General features: G+C 40.8%; 21 protein-coding genes. 7 read left to right on the top strand and 14 right to left on the bottom strand.

All coding sequences use genetic code 11. The annotated features are described in order from the left end of the window. Nucleotides 1-515: 515 nt before the first annotated feature. Nucleotides 516-1,301 carry a TatD family hydrolase gene (locus tag CLI64_RS26790; RefSeq protein WP_103140057.1) on the bottom strand — a complete coding sequence of 262 codons (786 nt, stop codon included), beginning with the start codon at nt 1,299-1,301 and terminating at the stop codon, nt 516-518. A 70-nt stretch (nt 1,302-1,371) separates the two neighbouring features. Beyond that, nucleotides 1,372-1,665, bottom strand: a complete 294-nt coding sequence (rpsT, locus tag CLI64_RS26785) for a 30S ribosomal protein S20 (RefSeq protein WP_103140056.1) — start codon at nt 1,663-1,665, stop codon at nt 1,372-1,374. Between the two features lie 328 nt (nt 1,666-1,993). Between rpsT and hisD the strand changes: the two genes are divergently transcribed. Then, entirely contained in the window at nt 1,994-3,304 is a 1,311-nt protein-coding gene (hisD, locus tag CLI64_RS26780) for a histidinol dehydrogenase (RefSeq protein WP_103140055.1), read from the top strand. A 256-nt stretch (nt 3,305-3,560) separates the two neighbouring features. Further along, on the top strand, nt 3,561-3,986 hold the full coding sequence (locus CLI64_RS26775) for a universal stress protein (RefSeq protein ID WP_103140054.1): 426 nt from the start codon (nt 3,561-3,563) through the stop codon (nt 3,984-3,986). 105 nt (nt 3,987-4,091) lie between these two features. Here the strand turns inward: CLI64_RS26775 and CLI64_RS26770 are convergent, their stop codons facing one another. The 6 genes from CLI64_RS26770 to CLI64_RS26750 all read right to left on the bottom strand — a co-directional run bounded on the left by CLI64_RS26770 (nt 4,092) and on the right by CLI64_RS26750 (nt 7,120). Continuing rightward, nucleotides 4,092-4,484: a hypothetical protein gene (locus CLI64_RS26770; protein ID WP_103140053.1), complete on the bottom strand. Its 393-nt coding sequence runs from the start codon at nt 4,482-4,484 to the stop codon at nt 4,092-4,094. Nucleotides 4,485-4,771: 287 nt separating this feature from the next. Further along, nucleotides 4,772-5,850 (bottom strand): IS630 family transposase gene (locus CLI64_RS26765; RefSeq protein ID WP_374703947.1). Its coding sequence is split into 2 segments (ribosomal slippage): nt 4,772-5,382 and nt 5,382-5,850, totalling 1,080 coding nucleotides; the frame shifts between segments, so codons are not numbered across the junction. 69 nt (nt 5,851-5,919) lie between these two features. After that, nucleotides 5,920-6,141, bottom strand: coding sequence for a hypothetical protein (locus tag CLI64_RS26760; RefSeq protein WP_103140052.1), 222 nt, complete (start codon nt 6,139-6,141; stop codon nt 5,920-5,922). A gap of 38 nt (nt 6,142-6,179) precedes the next feature. After that, nucleotides 6,180-6,320: a hypothetical protein gene (locus tag CLI64_RS31740; RefSeq protein ID WP_225977438.1), complete on the bottom strand. Its 141-nt coding sequence runs from the start codon at nt 6,318-6,320 to the stop codon at nt 6,180-6,182. Between the two features lie 5 nt (nt 6,321-6,325). Then, nucleotides 6,326-6,661: a DUF6745 domain-containing protein gene (locus tag CLI64_RS31735; RefSeq protein WP_225977437.1), complete on the bottom strand. Its 336-nt coding sequence runs from the start codon at nt 6,659-6,661 to the stop codon at nt 6,326-6,328. Between the two features lie 24 nt (nt 6,662-6,685). Beyond that, complete coding sequence (locus tag CLI64_RS26750) at nt 6,686-7,120, bottom strand: hypothetical protein (protein WP_103140051.1); 435 nt, start codon at nt 7,118-7,120, stop codon at nt 6,686-6,688. Nucleotides 7,121-7,729: 609 nt separating this feature from the next. On the opposite strand from CLI64_RS26750, the gene CLI64_RS26745 reads away from it, so the two are divergent. From CLI64_RS26745 to CLI64_RS26735, 3 genes are all read left to right on the top strand, one after another. Then, nucleotides 7,730-8,962: a sensor histidine kinase gene (locus CLI64_RS26745; protein WP_103140050.1), complete on the top strand. Its 1,233-nt coding sequence runs from the start codon at nt 7,730-7,732 to the stop codon at nt 8,960-8,962. 99 nt (nt 8,963-9,061) lie between these two features. Then, nucleotides 9,062-9,967 carry an Hsp33 family molecular chaperone HslO gene (gene hslO / locus CLI64_RS26740; RefSeq protein ID WP_103140049.1) on the top strand — a complete coding sequence of 302 codons (906 nt, stop codon included), beginning with the start codon at nt 9,062-9,064 and terminating at the stop codon, nt 9,965-9,967. 152 nt (nt 9,968-10,119) lie between these two features. After that, complete coding sequence (locus tag CLI64_RS26735) at nt 10,120-12,165, top strand: chromosome segregation ATPase (RefSeq protein ID WP_103140048.1); 2,046 nt, start codon at nt 10,120-10,122, stop codon at nt 12,163-12,165. A gap of 57 nt (nt 12,166-12,222) precedes the next feature. Here the strand turns inward: CLI64_RS26735 and CLI64_RS26730 are convergent, their stop codons facing one another. The 4 genes from CLI64_RS26730 to CLI64_RS31730 form a co-directional block, all read right to left on the bottom strand. Beyond that, a complete protein-coding gene (locus CLI64_RS26730) occupies nt 12,223-13,086 on the bottom strand; it encodes a fructosamine kinase family protein (protein WP_103140047.1) in 864 nt (287 codons plus the stop codon). Nucleotides 13,087-13,205: 119 nt separating this feature from the next. Beyond that, nucleotides 13,206-14,483 (bottom strand): pitrilysin family protein, encoded by a 1,278-nt coding sequence (locus CLI64_RS26725; RefSeq protein WP_103140046.1) that lies wholly within the window; start codon nt 14,481-14,483, stop codon nt 13,206-13,208. Nucleotides 14,484-14,610: 127 nt separating this feature from the next. Further along, nucleotides 14,611-15,174, bottom strand: coding sequence for a hypothetical protein (locus CLI64_RS26720; RefSeq protein WP_103140045.1), 564 nt, complete (start codon nt 15,172-15,174; stop codon nt 14,611-14,613). Between the two features lie 446 nt (nt 15,175-15,620). Continuing rightward, complete coding sequence (locus CLI64_RS31730) at nt 15,621-16,475, bottom strand: lecithin retinol acyltransferase family protein (protein WP_225977436.1); 855 nt, start codon at nt 16,473-16,475, stop codon at nt 15,621-15,623. Between the two features lie 466 nt (nt 16,476-16,941). Between CLI64_RS31730 and crtD the strand changes: the two genes are divergently transcribed. Both crtD and CLI64_RS26700 read left to right on the top strand, forming a co-directional pair. Then, nucleotides 16,942-18,456, top strand: coding sequence for a C-3',4' desaturase CrtD (gene crtD / locus CLI64_RS26705; protein ID WP_103140044.1), 1,515 nt, complete (start codon nt 16,942-16,944; stop codon nt 18,454-18,456). A gap of 74 nt (nt 18,457-18,530) precedes the next feature. Continuing rightward, on the top strand, nt 18,531-18,890 hold the full coding sequence (locus CLI64_RS26700) for a Dethiobiotin synthetase (protein ID WP_103140043.1): 360 nt from the start codon (nt 18,531-18,533) through the stop codon (nt 18,888-18,890). 1 nt (nt 18,891) lies between these two features. Here CLI64_RS26700 and CLI64_RS26695 read toward each other — a convergent pair whose 3' ends face one another. Beyond that, on the bottom strand, nt 18,892-19,254 hold the full coding sequence (locus tag CLI64_RS26695) for a hypothetical protein (RefSeq protein ID WP_103140042.1): 363 nt from the start codon (nt 19,252-19,254) through the stop codon (nt 18,892-18,894). Beyond that, on the bottom strand, nt 19,254-19,589 hold the full coding sequence (locus tag CLI64_RS26690; protein ID WP_103140041.1) for a DUF5674 family protein: 336 nt from the start codon (nt 19,587-19,589) through the stop codon (nt 19,254-19,256). Before CLI64_RS26690 ends, CLI64_RS26695 begins: the two co-directional genes overlap by 1 nt. Nucleotides 19,590-19,711 lie beyond the last annotated feature (122 nt).

Here is a 19,711-nt window from a genome sequence, read left to right as displayed (position 1 = left end):
GATTTTGTGGGATTGTAATCACAAGACAATTTTTTTTAACAATTTTCTATAGGTTTAATAAAGGGACAATCTATCTCAATGTTGGTTGCTAAGTTGTTTCAGCCATTGAGAGCATCCGTGTGTAGAGGTGTGAGGATGGTCAAGTTGATAACTTTACAAAATCAAGCAGAGGATTCCTCTGTTCCTTCATTATCATTATGGCGCACACAAAATGTTTTGGAGGCATTAATTTTAGCATATTTTTCCTCCTTGCATTTTATTTTTAATGGCAACCTACAAGATAAATAGGCAAAGTTAATCCAAAAGACCTCAAAAGCTTGATATTAACAAGCTGAGAGTTGAGATGTCAATTTAAGATGGGGAATTTTGGCTAGTGTTTTGGACTTAATCTCGTCGCTTGTGGCTAGGATAAATCTAAAATCACCAAGCTAAAATCCTTACTGTGTTTAACTCCTGCGGCTCGAAAGGTAAAAGTGAGATTGATTATCACTTTCAACTTTCGACTTTAGCTATATCTATATTGATAGACCAAATAGCTTACAGGCGTTTTGAGTGGTTTGAGCCGAAATCGTTGCTAATGTCTCTTGACGTAGCGTTGCTATTTGCTCTGCTACATAACGGACATAGGCTGGCTCGTTACGTTTTTCGCCTCGTTTTGGTACGGGAGCGAGAAAGGGACAGTCGGTTTCTATGAGCAGGCGATCGCTGTTCACCATTACAGCCGAGGCTTGGATGGCTTTAGCATTTTTAAAGGTGACAGTACCACTGAAACTAATATAAAACCCCAAATCCAGAAACCATTGAGTTTCTTCTGGTGTACCTCCCCAGCAGTGCATCACACCCCGAATCTGGTTATTGGTGCGTTCTTGCCATTTTTGTAAAGTTTCCCTAACTGCCACTGCGGCTTCCCGACAGTGAATAATTACAGGTAAATCTAATTCCGAGGCGATCGCTAATTGTGCCTCAAACACTATTTGCTGTTGCTCATAGTTATCGGCTTTATAAAAATCCAGTCCCATTTCACCAATTGCTACTACCTTGGAGTCAGATTTGGCTAAAGATAGTATTTCCTGTGCCGTTTGGCTGTGCCACTTTTCGGCATCTAGGGGATGTAATCCCACGGCAAAACTGACTTCAGGAAATTGGTGTGCTATGGCTTGAATACTGGAAAATTCTGCTGGTTCGACGCAAGAATGTACAAGGTGTACAAGTCCTGCTGCTTGCCATCGCGATCGCACTGCTGTCAAATCTGGCTGGAAGTTATCAAAGTTGAGATGAACGTGAGTGTCAATCAGCTGCATGGTTGTTAGTCGTTAATTACTAATCATTAGTTATTTAGTCAAGGACTAGTAACTAATGACTAATAACTGCTTACGCTGTTTTTGTCAGTGGCTTGAGCTTGCTGGCCAATCTCGATTTTTTTCTTGCCCCATTGTTGGGATGAAGAACGCCACGTTTTACGGCTTTGTCGATTTTGCTATAAGCTTCCGACAGCCTTGTTTGTACTTGTTCCTGAAGTTCTGGTGTAGGGTTTGCGGTATAGACTTGAACCGCTTCCAGATATTTTTTCATCAGCGTTTTTACAGCTGATTTATAGGTTTTATTACGCAGCCGATTGCGTTCTGCGATTTTGGCGCGCTTAAGAGCAGACTTTGTATTCGCCACAGTCGATCCCAAAAAGACTATTAATTATGTACACACACTACTAGACTTACTAATATAGCATCTATTTTGCCAATGTTAGGGGTTCTGAAAAAAAATTAGTCATTAGTCATTAGTCATTAGTCATTAGTCATTAGCATTTCTTCCCTAGTCCCCAGTCCCCAATCCCCAGTCCCCAATCCCCAATCAATTTCATAGACCTTGAGAGTATCAAAAAAATCCAGGTTAAGCTAGAGAAGAGAATCAGCATCAACTCTTGGCCTTTATGGGGTAGGAGCTAACCTAGTTCTCAGGCAGGAATATTCTAAAATTTTGGCATTGTCCTTACTCCATGCTGCGAATCATTACTCAGCAGGCAGATGTAAAAGCAGAATTGCAACGGATCTGCGATCGCACCGATGATGAACAAGTTCTTCATAAAGAGGCGACGGTGCGAGAAGTGTTGCAAGCAGTGAAACGCCAAGGCGATAAAGCTGTGCTACATTATACTGCCGAATTTGACCATCAAATTCTCCAGCCAGAAGAACTGCTGGTGAAAGGTTCGGAATTGGATGCGGCTTACCAACAGGTGTCACCAGAACTGTTGTCCGCGATTAAGTTGGCTTGTAAGCAAATAGAAGCTTTTCATCGTCAGCGTGTCCCTAAAAGTTGGGTAAACTTTGGGGATGATGATGTGGTTTTAGGTAAAAGGTACACGCCTGTAGATAAGGCAGGGTTATATGTTCCTGGGGGACGAGCTGCTTATCCGAGTTCGGTGCTAATGAATGCGATTCCAGCAAAGGTAGCAGGTGTTCCTCGGATAGTGATGGTGACACCACCAGGAACGGAAAAGACGATTAACCCGGCGGTGTTAGTAGCGGCGCAGGAGGCTGGTATCAAGGAAATTTATCGGGTGGGAGGAGCGCAAGCGATCGCCGCTTTAGCGTATGGTACAGAAACCATACCCAAAGTAGATGTAATTACTGGGCCTGGTAATATCTATGTCACCTTAGCGAAAAAGCTAGTTTACGGTAAGGTAGGGATTGATTGTTTAGCAGGGCCTAGTGAGGTGTTGATTATTGCTGATCAAACTGCTAACCCTATCCATGTGGCGACGGATATGCTAGCGCAGGCTGAACATGATCCAATGGCGGCGGCGATTTTATTAACTACAGATCCGGCTTTGGCGAAAAATGTACAAGTAGCGGTGGAAAGACAGCTAGTAGATCATCCACGACGGATAGATACAGAAAAAGCGATCGCTCATTACGGTTTAATAATCCTGGTGGAATCTTTAGATGCAGCCGCCGAACTCTCTAATGAATTTGCACCGGAACATTTAGAATTAGAAATTAAAGACCCTTGGGCGTTACTCCCTCAAATTCGTCATGCAGGCGCAATATTTTTAGGCTACTCTACACCAGAAGCGGTAGGAGACTATTTAGCAGGGCCTAATCATACATTACCGACTTCTGGCGCGGCTCGTTATGCTTCCCCGTTGGGAGTAGAAACTTTCCTGAAGCATTCCAACATTATTCAATATTCCACCACAGCTCTACAAAAAGTTGCCGGTGCAATAGATACACTAGCATCAGCCGAAGGTTTACCCTCTCACACTGATTCCGTGCGCCGTCGTCTCCAAAAAGATGAACCTGAAGAATGATTAATTTTTCCCTATAGTTTGACTAAAACCTACTCAGTAGTTACAAACTGAAAGTCTAAGTAGCTTTGGAGTGTTGAGTGCTGAGTGGGGAGTGCTGAGTGCTGAGTGGGGAGTGCTGAGTGGTGAGTTGTGAGCTTTGAAAGAAATAAATTCTACCTTGTCTACCTTGTCCCCAGTCCCCATTCCCCAGTCCCCAATCTCCAATCCCCAGTCCCCACTCCTAAGCTACGGGTGTACATCTGAGGAGATAACAGCAGTGCTAGAAACTATTTTGGTGGCTCTCGATGGTTCAGAAATTGCAGCACGAGTCATTCAGACTTTAGATGATTTGGTGTTATCACCAGAGACTAGGGTGATTTTGTGTCATGTGTTTTCTACAGCAGAGTCAGAAATAGACTTACCGGCTGATCGTCCTCAACCCCAGTCTTTAAGATTTTCCACTTTTCAAATTGAACAGCAATTACAATCTTTTCAAGAACAGTTATCAGTTAAAAGTCAAATTGAAATAGTAGCCGGTAATCCGGCGGAAGAAATTATTCGTCTGGCTAATATCTACAAAGCAGATTTAATTATTATTGGCAGTCGTGGTTTAACAGGTATGACAAGGATTGTTTTAGGTTCTGTGAGTAGTCAAGTAGTGGAAGAGGCTGTTTGTTCAGTGTGGGTGGTTAAGCCTAGTTAGAATGGGATGTAGGGGAGACAAGGTAGACAAGGTAGAAATAATGAGTGCTGTTAGCGGTAGCGCGGCGTTTAGCCGGTGGTGAGTTCGGTGGGTGATGAGCAGTAGTTAAACCTTGCTGGGAGATGCAGCGAGGAACTGACGTAAACTCAATAGGCTGATGGTTTGTCCTAAGTTGAGGGGTAGTAGTGATATACCTTCAATTCGAGATTGCACCCAACCGTCTCCCCAATACCATTCGTGAAATCCATCAATACCCCCACTGAGTAACAAACGTAAGCAGTTGGGTTTGGCGACATCTACTTTATGATGAATGGCGATCGCACCAGTCCAGGTAGTAAACTCTACTCCTGTAGTCAATTCATCTGGTATTCCTGGCGCAAATCTTTGCCCTATCAGCCATTTTTCCAGTTTCTCAGTCCGTAACAGACTATCACGGATGGCACTAGCTGAGGCTTCTATTTCGATTCGCAGTTGGCTGTGTTGGAAATTCCCTAGCATTTGTAGAAGCTCAATGACATAAGTTTCTATACTAATCCTAAATCATGGATGCAGAAGTCAGGGAGGTAGAAAAAGTCAGGCGTTTATCCGTAATTTATTATGGATGCTCCTAAAGTAACCTGAGTTTGGGATAAGCTGAAAAGCTTATTCTCACTTTTTATCGCATTTCTGAGTGAATATCTACAGTTATGACCCTCTTCTCCAGAGTATAAAATATAGTAGCAAAGCAGTAGACTGGGTATAAAATACCTGATTCTATTTTTTTCACTCCTCCAATTGCTATAGGACTAGTATTTGATTTCTGAAAAAGCTCCGTACATCTGAAGAGACATAAAATCAAACATAGTATTTCGGAGAAACCACTCAAACATCCACTTTAAATGGCGAAATGTTGGAATTAAAGCACAAAAGCGTCGAACCCAGGTTTTCGCTTGTAACCAAATATCCTCTATAGGATTTTGCGATGGACAATTAGGAGCAAAACGAATGCAATGAATTTTCCATTTTTCTGGCGGTAAACCTTGATTTATCTCGCCTAAAAAGTTTTGAACTAAATGTGAACGATGATAAGAAGCACCATCCCAAATCAGAAGCAATCTTTGGTCGGGAGAAGATTCTAATAAATAACGTAAATAATCAATTGTATTGTCTGAATTACCAGCATTATATGCTTTCAAGAGTAGCTTTCCGTCGAGATAATCAACTGCACCATAATATGTCTGTTTATCTCGTTCATTAACGACTTCAATTGCTATTTCTTGGTCAGTTCTTCCCCAAACATAACCATTTACGTCTCCCCATAATAAATGACACTCATCTATTAGTAATACTCTCAGCTTTCGTGCTTCTATTTCCTCTCTGTTGCTTGCCAGCAATGTTTCAAGTTGTTTTTTTTTGCCGCAACCACCTCCTGATCAGCCTTTGGATTCAAGCCTGTAGTCTTTTTCCAACTAATTCCTGCTGCTTCAAATAAATCATAGTAACTTCGTTTCGATTCGTAGATGACATCATATTCAAATGCTAATTTATATTCCAGTTCCCCCAACTCCCAAATTTCTTTAGTTTGCAACCAACTTAATACTTGCAGGAGCTGTTCATCACTCAAATAACTTTTTCTGCCCTTATAGTTTAAGCGCAAACCCAAAATTCCCTTTTCCTGGTAAGCTTTCTTCCAGCTTGTTATTGAACCAATTGACACATCTAAAATTGTTTGAATTTCTCCATACTTGTAACCTTGATACACTAGTTTTACTGCCAAAGCTTTTCTTACTTCACGAGCATCTGGACGACTATCTATAAATTCTTGTAGTTCTGCGATTGCTACTTCCGCCGTAGGCATCGCCATTTCTAGATGCTGGTTTATCATTGTTCGTTATTAGACAGGTATCTCTGACCTTATTATCTCGAAGTCTTTTTCAGAAATCAAATATGATTCCTATATTTGAGTCGCAAAATAATTACCAAAACCAATTTGATAATTATTTTGCCTATAACTTTTAGATACTACTTCTAGTTGTACATTACGAGGAACTATAATTTTTCTTTGCGCTAATTCAAGTACACACTCTGATTCATTCTCCCATAGAGTATTGATTAAATCGGCTTCTATCTCTGAATTAGGTAATAAATTATCAATAAAGCTTTTGGAAATAGACATAAATGATTAATTTAATTTCTTACTAATAGTTAAAACGCTTAAGTTTGCATACTAAACTCTTCAGGAGCAATACCCCAATTTACCCAAAAAATAATATCTTGTGCTGATTGAATATCAGGTAGTACCCACAATACATGAATCCTTTGTTTGCTAGGACAAGTCATTGGTAATAAAAACATTAGTTCTACATCTTATATTTCGCTGGTAATCGGACACCATGATGTACATAAATGCTATAACCGTCAGGAAATTGAATTGCGGCTTCTCCTTCAGCGTGAAGGATATTGTCTTGATTAAACGATAACTTGCAAGGGCGATCGCACACTATACAAACCTTCTCAAATTTGGATATCAAACCACAATATTGAATTAAATCTTGAAATACTCGCCATTTTTTCTTGTCGTGGTGAAGTCCAAGAACTGAAATACAAAAATCTAACATACAACCCCAAATTGCCCAATCTGCCGTTCTCGTCAAGGGTTGTGTCAAATATAAAATATCAATATACTCAACTTCCATTGAATCGAGATCATGACTTAATTGCTATTGAATACTTTCTCTCACACTATGTGGAAAGTATGAATTTTGTGGATTGCTTGCAGTTGGGTAATATGGAAATTTAGGAAATTGTATTTGATTTCTCAATCTAATGTGGAATTGATAATCAAGCTGTTGATTTATTCCGTGTTGAATATGTTCTAATACTCTTTTTAAGAACTTAATATGAATTTTACGCCCTAGATAATTTCTAAAATTGTCAATTGCTATGATTTCTTGAATTGCTAACAGAGGATTACTGTAAAATAAAATCTCCGGTTCAGGATAGTCACTCACCACATAAGCTGCTTTGATGATTGCTACAACTTTTTCATAATCAATTGTTTCTGTAGAAATTGCTACCTTTCGCCATTTGTCTCGGTAGATGGCTATCATTGCTTCTTGTTCTTCATTTAGTTCAGCAATGATTCGTTTTGGCATATCTTAATACAAGTTATTTAAAGGAATATAGAAATCATATTTGATTTCTGAAAAAGTTCAATACACCTATGTACCTTTTTCCTGTTCCCTACCTAAGTAAGTAATTTCAATAATCAAATCGGATTCCTACATAAACTTAAGTTACCCATCCACAGGTTTAATATCACCGTGTAGACAAAAAATTTAAAGTAATTTTTTATGCTAGTATGTGATTCATTATTTGATTTTAGAAAAAAACTCCGTATAATTTCTTATTCCCTGTTTCCTCTTTTAGAGAGTATGTTTTGTAATCAAATCTGATGCCTATACTGGTGATGATGTTTGGGTAGAATATGACAATTGATAGATAATTACTATATTTGGAAATAGAAATAGTAGGGTTTTATTTATTTAAGCTCAAATATATACTGGCTTTACGCATCAATAAAATACATAAAATTTTGATAAAAATTAATTGATGCTCTTGTAGTTTACAAGAAAATTATAGTTTATTAGTAACAGCACAGTGTTGATTTTTATTTAAATTATATAAATGTTAATGTGTTAATGAATTTTGAGGTTAATTCATCAACAATGATGTGATTCATCTTTTTATTGTAAATATATACTATGTTAAATTCCCCACTCGTACTGTATTCCATTGTCACTATGATTGCGCTTGGTGCTGGAATTATGGGACTATCTATTATCAAAGCTAGCAAAATTCTCAAATTGTTCAAAAAAGAGCCAGAGCGATTGAGTTGGCAAATAATGTTTTTGCTAATGGTGTTTTTCTTGTTTGGCTATTCTTTATGTATATATTTAACAATTGCTAGGTTGATAGATTGGATACCATTGCTCACTGGTATGGTGTTCTTTTTTGGAGCTTTATTTGTATTGTTTACAGTTACTATTTATTATCAAACTCTGCAAAGATTGTTAGTAGTTCAGGAAAAATATCGTGTAGCGAAGGAAGATGCAGAATTTGCATTATCGAAACTGCAAGAAACACAACACACTCAAATGCAATTAATTCAACGCGAAACTATGTTAGCGTTGGGTACAATGGTAGCCGGGGTTGCTCACGAAATTAATAATCCTGTCAGTTTCATTCATGGCAATTTACAATACCTCAAACAATATATCCATGAATTACTGAATATTATAGCAACCTACGCTCATGTCTATCCCAATCCAGAGTCTAAAATCATTAATATTCTTGATAATAGCGACTTTCATTTCATCCAGAGTGATTTACCAAATCTGTTAAATTCGATGCAGGTGGGTGCAAATCGCATTATGGAGATTGTAGAATCCCTATCAAATTTTTCTCGGTTAAATGAGGCTGATTATAAAAAAGCTGATATTCACCAAGGTATTGATAGTACAATTGTGATTTTGCAAAGTAGGCTGAAAGCTTTTGCTAATAATAGCCAAGCTATTTCAGTGATTAAAGAATACGGCAACATTCCGCATTTTTTTTGTAATCCCCGATATTTAAATCAAGTATTTCTCAATCTACTGAATAATGCCATTGATGCTTTGATGCAAAAAGCTCATGCTTTTAGTCAAGACACATTGGATAAACCAACTATTTGGATTCGCACATTTATTTGTGAAGATAATCATATCACTATCTCAATTGCTGATAATGGTTGTGGGATGAGTGAAGAAACTCGCCAGAATATTTTTCAACCTTTTTTTACTACTAAGCCAGTTGGTCAAGGAACAGGTTTAGGTTTGTCTATTAGCCATCAAATTATTGTTGAGCAACATGGAGGCTCAATTAAATGTAGCTCTACTGTCAACCAAGGTACAAAAATTGATATTAGGCTACCCATGAGACAAACGATACCTACGTAAATTTTGTATAAGTTAAGTTTTGTTATACTAAAAGTTACTTGAAACCCGACGCTGAAGAGCAAGGGCGTTTGTTGAGCAATTATTATTGGTAAGGTTTTCATGGCGGATCAATTAATTCGCGCCACAGCAGCCGATGGTGGAATTCGTGCAGTAGGTGCAATCACTACGCGTCTGACAGAAGAAGCACGGCAACGCCACCAGCTTTCTTACGTAGCAACGGCGGCTCTGGGGCGGACGATGGTGGCTGGTTTATTGATGGCTTCTAGCATGAAGCGTCCAGGATCTAGGGTTAACGTCCGAGTTAAAGGTGATGGGCCTTTGGGCGGTATTTTAGTAGATGCTGGCTTAGATGGTACAGTCAGGGGTTACGTAGGTAATCCCTCTATCGAATTGCCTCCCAACGCCAGAGGGAAACTAGATGTGGGTGGTGCTGTGGGTAATGGCTATCTCTATGTAGTTAGAGATATTGGTTATGGCTATCCTTACTCCAGTACAGTGGAACTGGTTTCTGGCGAAATCGGTGATGATGTGGCTCACTACCTCGTGAATTCAGAACAAACACCCTCAGCATTAGTTTTAGGTGTATTTGTTGGTGCTAATGGAGTCACTGCATCTGGTGGGTTGTTAGTGCAGGTGTTACCGAAAGCCGCCAGAGATGAAGAATTAGTGGCAAAGTTAGAATCACGGGTGGCTGCCTTATCAGGGTTTACACCATTGTTGCAAGCTGGTAAAACTTTGCCGGAAATATTCCATGATTTACTCGGCGATATGGGTTTAAATATTTTCCCAGAAAGCCAAATTTTACGCTTCCACTGTGGATGTTCTTTTGATCGGGTCTTAGGGGCGTTAAAGATGTTGGGAGAAGCTGAGTTACAAGATATGATTGTAAAAGATGATGGGGCAGAAGCAACTTGTGACTTTTGTGGCAGAGTTTATCAAGCAAGTAGTGATCATTTAGCACAATTAATTGTGGATTTACAAGCTGAATCTTCTGCTTCCGGTTAAGTATACAGGAATGCTGAATCTGTGAATTATTAATGATATCTGTGGAGACTGATCATGTAACAAGTAACTTTTTAATTATGAGAAAGTTACGCTGGCGCAAATCGAATTATCATTCTAAAACAGATAGCTATTCAACTATTTTGGTGTGAGAGATGACAGAGCGGGATATCCCAGAAAGTTGGCATCCAACCAGAGGAACAAATCCAGATGATCGAGAAAGATTATCCCAAACCCAAAAGGTCGGTGATCACCAAACATCTGGTATCCCGGCTACTGGTTCTTATGATGCGCTAAAGCAGCCAAAAGATAATCACGTCGCCGAATTATCTCCAAACAACTCACCAAACCCAAATCCCAAACGGAAGAAAAGTTACATAAAGTTACCACGCTGGATGAAAGGTTGGGTGGCGTGGGCAATATTGTTAACGCTGATTCCTGGTAGTGTGGCGTTTTTGGCAACAGCAATGTTACTGAAATTGCCGTCTGCACCCAATTGTCCGTCGATTTTTTGGCCGTTGGCTAGTGCTTCGGTGCGATTACATTGCGCTCAACTGGCGGCTTCTAAGCAGACAGTTGGGGATCTATTACAAGCGATCGCTCTTGTGAAACAACTACCACCAGATCACCCATTAAGGGGACAAATTGACCAATTTGTAGAAGAGTGGTCAAAAAACATTCTAGAACTAGCAGATGCCAGTTTTCAAGCGGGGAGAATAGAAGAGGCGATCGCCACAGCCCGTAAGATACCCCAAGACCTACCAACCTACAAGTTAGTAGACGAACAAGTTTCTAAATGGGAAACCATTTGGACAAGGGCAGAAACCATCTACAAAAATGCAGAAGAAGAACTGCGACAACAACGTTGGCAATCGGCGTTTATGTTAGCGTCAAAGTTGCTACGTGTAGATAATAAATATTGGTCAAGTATTAAATACGACGAATTAAATGGCATTATTACATCCTCGAAAGAGGATGTTGATAAGTTAGCTAAAGCCGACACACTAGCCAAGAGTGAAAAAGTTGATGATTTCTTAGAAGCTATTAAATTAGCTGAGTCAATTGGCAAAAATAGTTACCTATACAGCAAAGCCCAAGAACTCATCCCTGCCTATGGGCGTAAAATGCTGGAGTTAGCCCAGTCTAAAATGGAGCAACGGGATGCAGATACAGCCTTAGACATCGCCAGACAAATTCCGGAAATCACTGGTTTACAAAGGGAAGTAGAAGATTTCATTGCCTTAGCTGACGCACAAAGAAGCGCGTGGATAGGAAATATTGCTGGTTTAGAAGCAGCTATCACCCAAGCACAACAAATAGACCCATCACGTTCAGTTTACGATCAAGCCCAACAACTCATTGCCCGATGGCAGATAGAAATAGAAGATGTCGCCCGTCTAGAAAAAGCCCGAAATTTAGCAAATCAAGGGACAATCAACGATTTAACAGCAGCCATTGCCGAAGCACAGCTAATACCAACTAGCAATCCCCGTGGTTCGGAAGCCCAAGAAGACATTAACCGTTGGCAAGCGCAAGTAGAAACAATTGAAGACAGGCCTTATTTAGAAAGGGCTGAACAAATGGCGTTTCTGGGTGATAGTAATTCTTTACAAGCAGCGATCGCCGAAGCTAGTCAAATTCGCCAAGGACGAGCATTATACCCAGAAGCACGCCGGAGAATTCGCAGTTGGGTAGGAAAAGTACAACGTATCCAAGACCAACCAATATTAGATCAGGCGCGAGACTTAGCCCAAACAGGAGATTTGACAGCCGCCATTAACGCTGCCAGACCCCTAGCAAATTCTGGGCGATCGCTGGCTGGCGAAGCACAAAACGCCATAGAAGACTGGCAAGGACAAATCCGTGCTAGAGAAAATTGGTCACAAGCCAAAGCTGTAGCTCAAAGTGGGACACCGGAAGCGTTATTAGAAGCTATACGCATCGCTGATAAAGTTTCCAACAACAGCATTTTACGGATGGATGCAAATATAGCGATCGACCAATGGAGTCAGCAGATATTAGAGATTGCCCGTACTCAAGGTTCATCAGATATTGCCAAAGGTATTGAAACTGCGCGGTTAGTCCCACGCGGTAGTGCTGCTTATAGTGCAGCACAAGAGCAAATTAAAACATGGCAACAATTCCTCAATCCTGCACCTCAACCTGAACCGTTGCTGCCTTCTTTGATTAATACTCAGTAATTAGGGGTGTAGGGGTATAAGGATCTAAGGGTGTAGGGGAGATTTTACTCCAGAGCTTTACCGCAAAATCTGTTCAATCATGCGATTGGCTTGGGAAGCATAACCACCACCAAATAAATTGAAGTGATTCAAGATGTGGTAGAGGTTATATAGAGTTTTGCGAGTTTCATAACCTGCATCTAGAGGCCAGACAGCGTTATAACCTTGGTAAAAGGCGGCGGGAAAGCCACCGAAAAGTTCTGTCATGGCAATATCAACTTCGCGATCGCCAAAATAAGTGGCTGGATCAAATATCACTGGTTCGTCTGCAACAGTACACCCAGCATTCCCACCCCACAAGTCACCATGTACTAGGGAAGGTTGGACTTGATGATCTGCTAATAAGTCAGGAATTGTGGCTAGTAAATCATCCTGTTTGGGAAAACTTCCACCCCGTCGCCTCGCTAGTTGGAATTGATAGCCGAGACGATGTTTGGTATAGAATTCTACCCAATCTGCTGTCCAGGTGTTGATTTGGGGTGTAGAACCGATGGTGTTATTCATCTCCCAACCAAAACCTCGCTGACTGGTGGCTTTGTGCATAGCTGCTAACTTGCGTCCCATGTCAGCCCAGGAATTGCTGTTGCCGCCTCCCATTTCCAGCCATTCCAAGACGATGTACCCAGAATTTCCGGCTGTACCCCAACAGATTGGTTTTGGTACGCGAATAGTCTGAGTATTATACATCTGCTGTAATCCCAACATTTCCGCCTCAAACATGGCGACTTGAGAGGCTTGGTTGAGTTTGACAAAGTATGTTGTTATACCATCCGAGACAGAATAACCTTGATTAATACAACCACCACTAACCGATCGCCTGTTTTGACTCTGAAATTTTTCACCAGTCACTCGGCTAATCTGGGCATCGATTTCAGTCCACATCTTAAAAATTCAAAATTCAAAATATTCTACGAGAAGGCTTGCGCCTACAAAATTCAAAATTAAAGACTGCTGAGTGATATGTTCTCTCATAGTTTACTCAGCAATCTTTATCTCTTCAATTATGCGGGTTTAAGTACCACTACACCATAGGCTTCTGGACACAGGTATTGATTAGCGGCTAGGAGTAAATCTTGAGCGGCTTGGGCTTGGATGTGGGCTGGGTAATTGAATGCTGGTTCTAAATCGCCGATGAGGGAGTGATAGTAGCCATATAAGCCGGTGCGATCGCTTGGTGTTTCGTTACCAAAAATAAATCGATTGGCGACGCGCTTTTGAACACGGGCGATTTCTTTTTCTGTGACTAACTCTGTTTGTAACCTGCGGATATGTTGGGCGATCGCGGTTTCTACTTCTGCTAAGTCTTCTACTGCACACTTAGCAGAGATATAAAATGTCCCTTGTAGGCGATTAGTCATATTACTCACACCAATAGAAGACACTATCCCCCGTTCTTCTCGCAAATCCTGAACTAATCTTGATGTTCTTCCGTGTCCCAAAATCCCTGCTAATACATCCAAAGCATAAGTTTGCTCTAGCTGATTCATCCCTGGAACTCGCCACAACATCACTAATCTCGCTTGCTGGAGACTTTCGTCAACAAATTCTCGTCTGACAATTTCGGTAAATGCAGGTTCGAGGGTGAGGGATTGGGGACTGGGGACTGGGGATTGGGGACTGGGGACTGGGGTGAATGCTTTGGCGATAATTTCGATTAATTCTTCTTCTGGTAAATTACCTACAGCCACAGCCGTCATCGATGGTGGTTGATACCAAGTGCGATGAAAATCTCGCATCTGCTGGGGTGTGAGTTGAGAAATTACTGATTCTGGCCCCAACACTGCACGACGGTAAGGTAACTCTGCAAAAGCGGTTTCCATCGTTCGGCGAAAGGTGCGGCGACGGGGATTATCTTCAGAACGTCTAATTTCTTCTAAAACTACAAATCTTTCCCGTTCAAACGCTGCATCGGGAATAGTAGCATTTAATACAACTTCTATTTGTAAAGGAGCTAATTCAGCAAAATCTTTGGGTGCGGTGGTTATGTAGTAATGTGTGTAATCTTGGCTAGTAGCGGCGTTAGTGACAGCACCACGTTCTTCAATTTGGCGTTCAAACTCACCGCTAGCAATTCGCTCTGTTCCCTTAAAAATCATATGCTCTAAAAAGTGAGCCATACCGTTAATTTCATCAGATTCTACGGCTGAACCAATATTTATCCATAGGTTAAGGTTCACCGCTTCCACAGGCATTTGCTCAACAATGATAGTTAGGCCATTGGGCAATTGATGTATTTTGGGGGCGTTCAGACGGGGAAATTTTAATAGGGTTGAGGTCATGGGTAGTGGTGAGTGAACAAGGTTCTTACTTCTTTATCTTATCTGTCACCCGAAAATATCTTTGATTGTTGTATCTGAAACAGGCTCGACGCACAAAGATTTTTTGAGGCTGGGTGTAAAGTTTTTCTCAATCGGGCAAATACTCCATTCCTACCACTTTGCCATCTTTGAAATAAACATTCACTAATTCTGCATTGTAGCGACCATCATTTGGGTCAAGAATGTAGTTTAGAAGCTGGTCAGGTACAGCTAAAAAGCCTTTTGCTTTTGGGTCAATATTTTCTAGCACACCGTGACTTTCATCAAGGAGTTGCGATTCTGGCTGAGGAAATCTTCCATCTTTAGGAAAACGCTGGTTAAATCTGGTTTGCACTTCTTGAATTGTCATCCCATGTTTAATGTCGAGATAAAACTGGGTGAAGGGTTTGACAGGCGAGAGAGTTATAAAGTACAAAGCGAAGAGGCTGAGATTGAACCCGATAAACACCCACAATTCTTGTTTCCGCCGAGATTTTAAGTAAACTGGCAAAAGTAAGATGAGTGCTAAAAAAGTCATAAATAAGTAATATTTCCAGGATAAGGAAGCAGCGTATTTATAATCCAGAAAAAATCCCAGCAGAAATAAGACTACTAAAAAAATCACCTCGACAATCAGCTCAATTTTGTTCGCGTGACGCTTGATATATTTCATGTGACTGTATCTTGTATTTTTTCTCAGAAGCTGAAAATTAATGCTCTCAGACTAGAATCTGGTTTAGACAAACAAAGTTTACCTAGCCTATCGGCAACGACAAAGCCGAACGCAGGCTAGTTACTCGTTAATAGTAAGATGATGTTTAAAAGTAAAAAAGCATACTTAACTTTGTAGCGTCAGCAGAAAAAATACTTAAATACGCTCAGTCCCATTAAAAGTCATCACCTCAGAAAAATTTTCAGGATACTTAAGAATAAATCATTGTCAAAAAGATTAAAAAGGGTGATTTCTCACCCTTCAAATTTTTAATAAAATTTCCCAATCTTAACCTTTATTAAAAAAACACCTAATTAACAGGTGTTTTTTAATAGTTACAATGGGCATTCAAGCTACAAATTGCAGGTTAGTCTAACTAACTCACTTAACTTATCATTAGTGAATCATTATTCTGAAAGCCATTGCCAGATTCTATAAGCTCCATAGCCGACAGCAGCCGCCGCCGCCGCAGGTGCTGCAACCGTAATAGCAACACCTGCTACCATTCCACCCCCAACTGTAGCCCCAACTGCTGCTAATCCAGAAGTGATTCCAGCCGCACTCAAACCTGCAACACTTCCAGCCGCCGCAACTGTACCCACAGCTCCAGCAGTACCAGCTAATGCACCAACAGTTGTCATAGTTCTGCCAACAGCACGAGCTTCACGTTCATTATCAGGAAGAGTTTCATCATCTATTAAAACCTGATTCATAGCTATTGCTGTAACAGCAGCAGGAGCTAAACCAAGCGCACCAATACCTGCAACTGCACCACCACCAACAACTCCACCTACTGTAGCCAGACCTGACATAACGCCAGCTCCACTTAACCCGGCGGCTGCTCCCGCAGCACTAACAACGCCGAGACTACCTGCAACTGCTGCTCCACTTCCAGATGCACCCACTCCAACTGCTCCTGCATTTCTTACTTGTTCGCTTACTTGTATGCCTGTTTTGCACCATGTAGCAAAGTGTTCACAATTATTTTTAAATAGGTCGTAAGCACTTTCCCCTAGTCTGCTTTCAGCTCGCCAAACTACAACATCAGGTGTGTCACATTGACCATATTCTTTTACAAAAACTGTCACGCCAGAGGCAAAATCAGCCCAAGAAATTCGAGAAATTCTTCCTGAACTTTTGGTGTAGTGAATAACTGTACCATCACCACAGTCTATACCATGATGGCTATAAGCACCGCAATTATAGTAAACGTGGTCTCCCCGCATACTTTGATCGCCTTTAATAGTAGTTGTAATTTGCATCAGCAGAACTAGAGACTGCTTAAGATATTTTTGGCACAAATTTTTTCTCAATACCCAGAGTATTTAAACTGAGTCATTTTAAAGTTTGTTTATCGAAAAACTAGATTCATGTACATATACATCAGTAGACGAAAAACACTGATAATTTCCTACCGCTTTTGATATCAGTGAATTTATTATCTTATTCATAAAGCTTCCGTTAAATATCTGCGCCTTTCAGCGTAAGCCTCCGCGCCCCTCTGCATTTGAAAAACAAATTCCAACAAATAGGTACTATATAGCTTTTCAGTACCTATTTCTTGCACCAACGTGCATCGGGGCTTCTGCCCAAACATTCCAATGGTTAACTTTACTATATTCTCATAACTGAATTAGTTAGTGAGTAGTTTGGCGATCGCCTCAACTTCACCACGATTAGCTTGTAAAATTATGAGTAGTAATATTAATTTTTGTAAAGCTAATCTTAATGTCTCATATTGTTGTTAACCAAAATAAACCCCGTGTAGTTGTCATCGGTGCGGGAATCGGTGGATTGACGGCTGCTGCATTATTAGCCCATCGTGGTTACAGCGTGTTAATTCTCGACCAAGCCATTGTCCCAGGCGGATGTGCTTCCACATTTAAACGCCAAGGATTTACCTTTGATGTGGGTGCAACCCAAGTTGCAGGGTTAGAACCAGGGGGAATTCATCATCGGATTTTTTCGGAACTAGAAATAGATTTACCAGATGCAACCCCTTGTGACCCAGCTTGTGCAGTCTTTTTACCTGGGGAAAATACACCGATTAATGTTTGGCGTGACCCAGAAAAATGGCGGGAAGAACGACAACAACAGTTTCCTGGTAGTGAACCATTTTGGCAACTGATGGCGACATTATTTAATGCTAGTTGGGAATTCCAGGGACGCGACCCCGTTTTACCACCGCGTAATTTGTGGGATTTGGGTCAGTTAATTCAAGCAGTACGTCCGAATACGTTGATTACTGCACCTTTTACTTTGTCAACTGTGGGTGATGCTTTAAGGTGGTTTGGGTTGGGAAATGACCACCGACTCAGGACATTTTTAGATTTGCAACTGAAGTTATATTCCCAAGTCAGTGCAGAAGAAACAGCTTTACTTTACGCGGCTACGGCTTTGAGTGTATCCCAACTACCCCAAGGACTGTATCACCTCCAAGGTAGTATGCAGGTATTAAGCGATCGCCTAGTGCAAGCTTTAGAAAGAGACGGTGGTAAATTATTAATGCGCCACACCGTCGAACAAATCAAAGTGGAAAATGGCCAAGCTACGGCTGTGGTGATTAGAAACCAAAAAACAGGCGAAGTCTGGACGGAAGCCGCAGATCATATAGTTGCTAACGTCACTGTGCAGAATTTAGTGCAACTATTGGGAGAAAAAGCCCCCATTGGCTATAAACGGCGTGTGGAAAAATTACCCCTCCCATCTGGTGCGTTTGTGGTGTACTTGGGTGTAGATGCTAGTGCGATTCCTGATGATTGTCCGCCGCATTTACAGTTTATGTATGATGCAGATGGGGTAATTGGGGAGAATAATTCCTTATTTGTTTCGGTAAGTCATGCGGGTGATGGACGCGCACCAACAGGGAAAGCCACAATTATTGCTTCATCCTTTGTAGATGCTCAACAGTGGTGGCGTACTGAAGATTATCAAGGATTAAAACAGCAGTATACCCAAGATGCGATCGCTAAACTAGCGCAATACTTTTATCTCAAACCAGAAACCATAGTTTATCAAGAAGCCGCCACACCCCGAACTTTTGCTTACTATACTGGGCGCGATCGCGGTATAGTTGGCGGTATAGGTCAAAGAATTCCCACCTTTGGCCCCTTTGGTTTTGCCAACCGTACACCTGTTCAGGCTTTATGGCTAGTTGGTGACTCCACCCATCCAGGGGAAGGTACAGCCGGAGTCAGTTATTCAGCTCTTACCGTAGTCAGACAAATTCAGGCACAATACTAATGTTACACACAAAATCTAAAGATATATTTAACCTAGACTGACGGGATTGTAAAAAACCACACTACGCTGGATAGATGAATTACGAAACAGCTCGCAAACTCCTACTAGGCCAAACAATTGCAACTGAGGAAAACCCAGATGCACTGTTGACGCGGATGAAACAAGGTAAACCACCAGTCCCAGGTCAAATTACCTCTATTTTGTTAGCTTTAAAAGTTGTGTTTGAAGCCTTGAAAGAATCTCCCAGTCTAGATAGAGAATTAACTTTTGCTCTTTATCAATTAAGTGTGAAAACGCAACAGTTATTTATCGCTGGACGCAGAGTTGGTGTTGATTGGCCGCCATTACTTAAGGAAGATTTAGTGAGAATTGCTTTAGCTGTGGAAAGTATCTTTTCTGGCGTTTGGCAAACTCCTCCACCTGGAAGTTTTTAGACTAAGCACTCATAGATTTAGAAGTCAGCAATCCAGACATATCTAATATTTGCTGTGACCAATTAGATACAGTCACCCTAATATGTGCCGTTTCTTTTGGCTTATCCCAAATATTTAGCCACTCTTGTTTCCATGTCTGTAACGAATTTTGGAGTTCATTGAATTCAAAATTATTTATTTCGTTTTTTTGTTTTATCAAAGATAAATACACCAAACTTTCTTCAATTAAAAGTGGGACTAAGTCACGGTTAGCACTCTTTTCTAACCAGGAATTGAGACGTGCTAAACAAGCCGCCAATTCTCCCAACTGTTGTGCATGGGTTTGGTTGACAAAACTAGCTTCAATTGCACTCCAGTTGGGCATTACATTCCTCCTAGGAATTGCTTGGTAATTTGGCTAACTTGTTCTCGAATTTGTGGAGATTGGATGATCATACTACGATTGTTTTGACTGGGGCGAATGTTAATAATTGACTCAAATACTATCTCCTGAGTGTAAGGAGACCAATCAGCACCGAAAATATATCGTTGTTTGCTACCGTCTTTGAGCAATTCTTGTTCACATTCGTAATGGCGAACGCCACCACCTGCTAGAATTTGACGTTCTATATCTACTGCTATTTTAATAAATACATCCCAAGTTTTCAGCATTTCCTCTATCTCTTCAGGGGTAGCTGCTTCACGGATAATTAAAACCAATGGAAATGATTCCTACTCAGCAAAAAACGTAAATTTATACACTAATTGCTGATTTTAGACAACTGAATTGAGTATGTGATTATTAGCAAGCGTAATATTCAATAATTCCATGACAAAACCCC

This window comes from Nostoc sp. CENA543 (assembly GCF_002896875.1).
Lineage (GTDB): Bacteria > Cyanobacteriota > Cyanobacteriia > Cyanobacteriales > Nostocaceae > Trichormus.
Note: the sequence above shows the minus strand (reverse complement) of the source record. Positions and strands in the feature narration are given on the sequence as shown.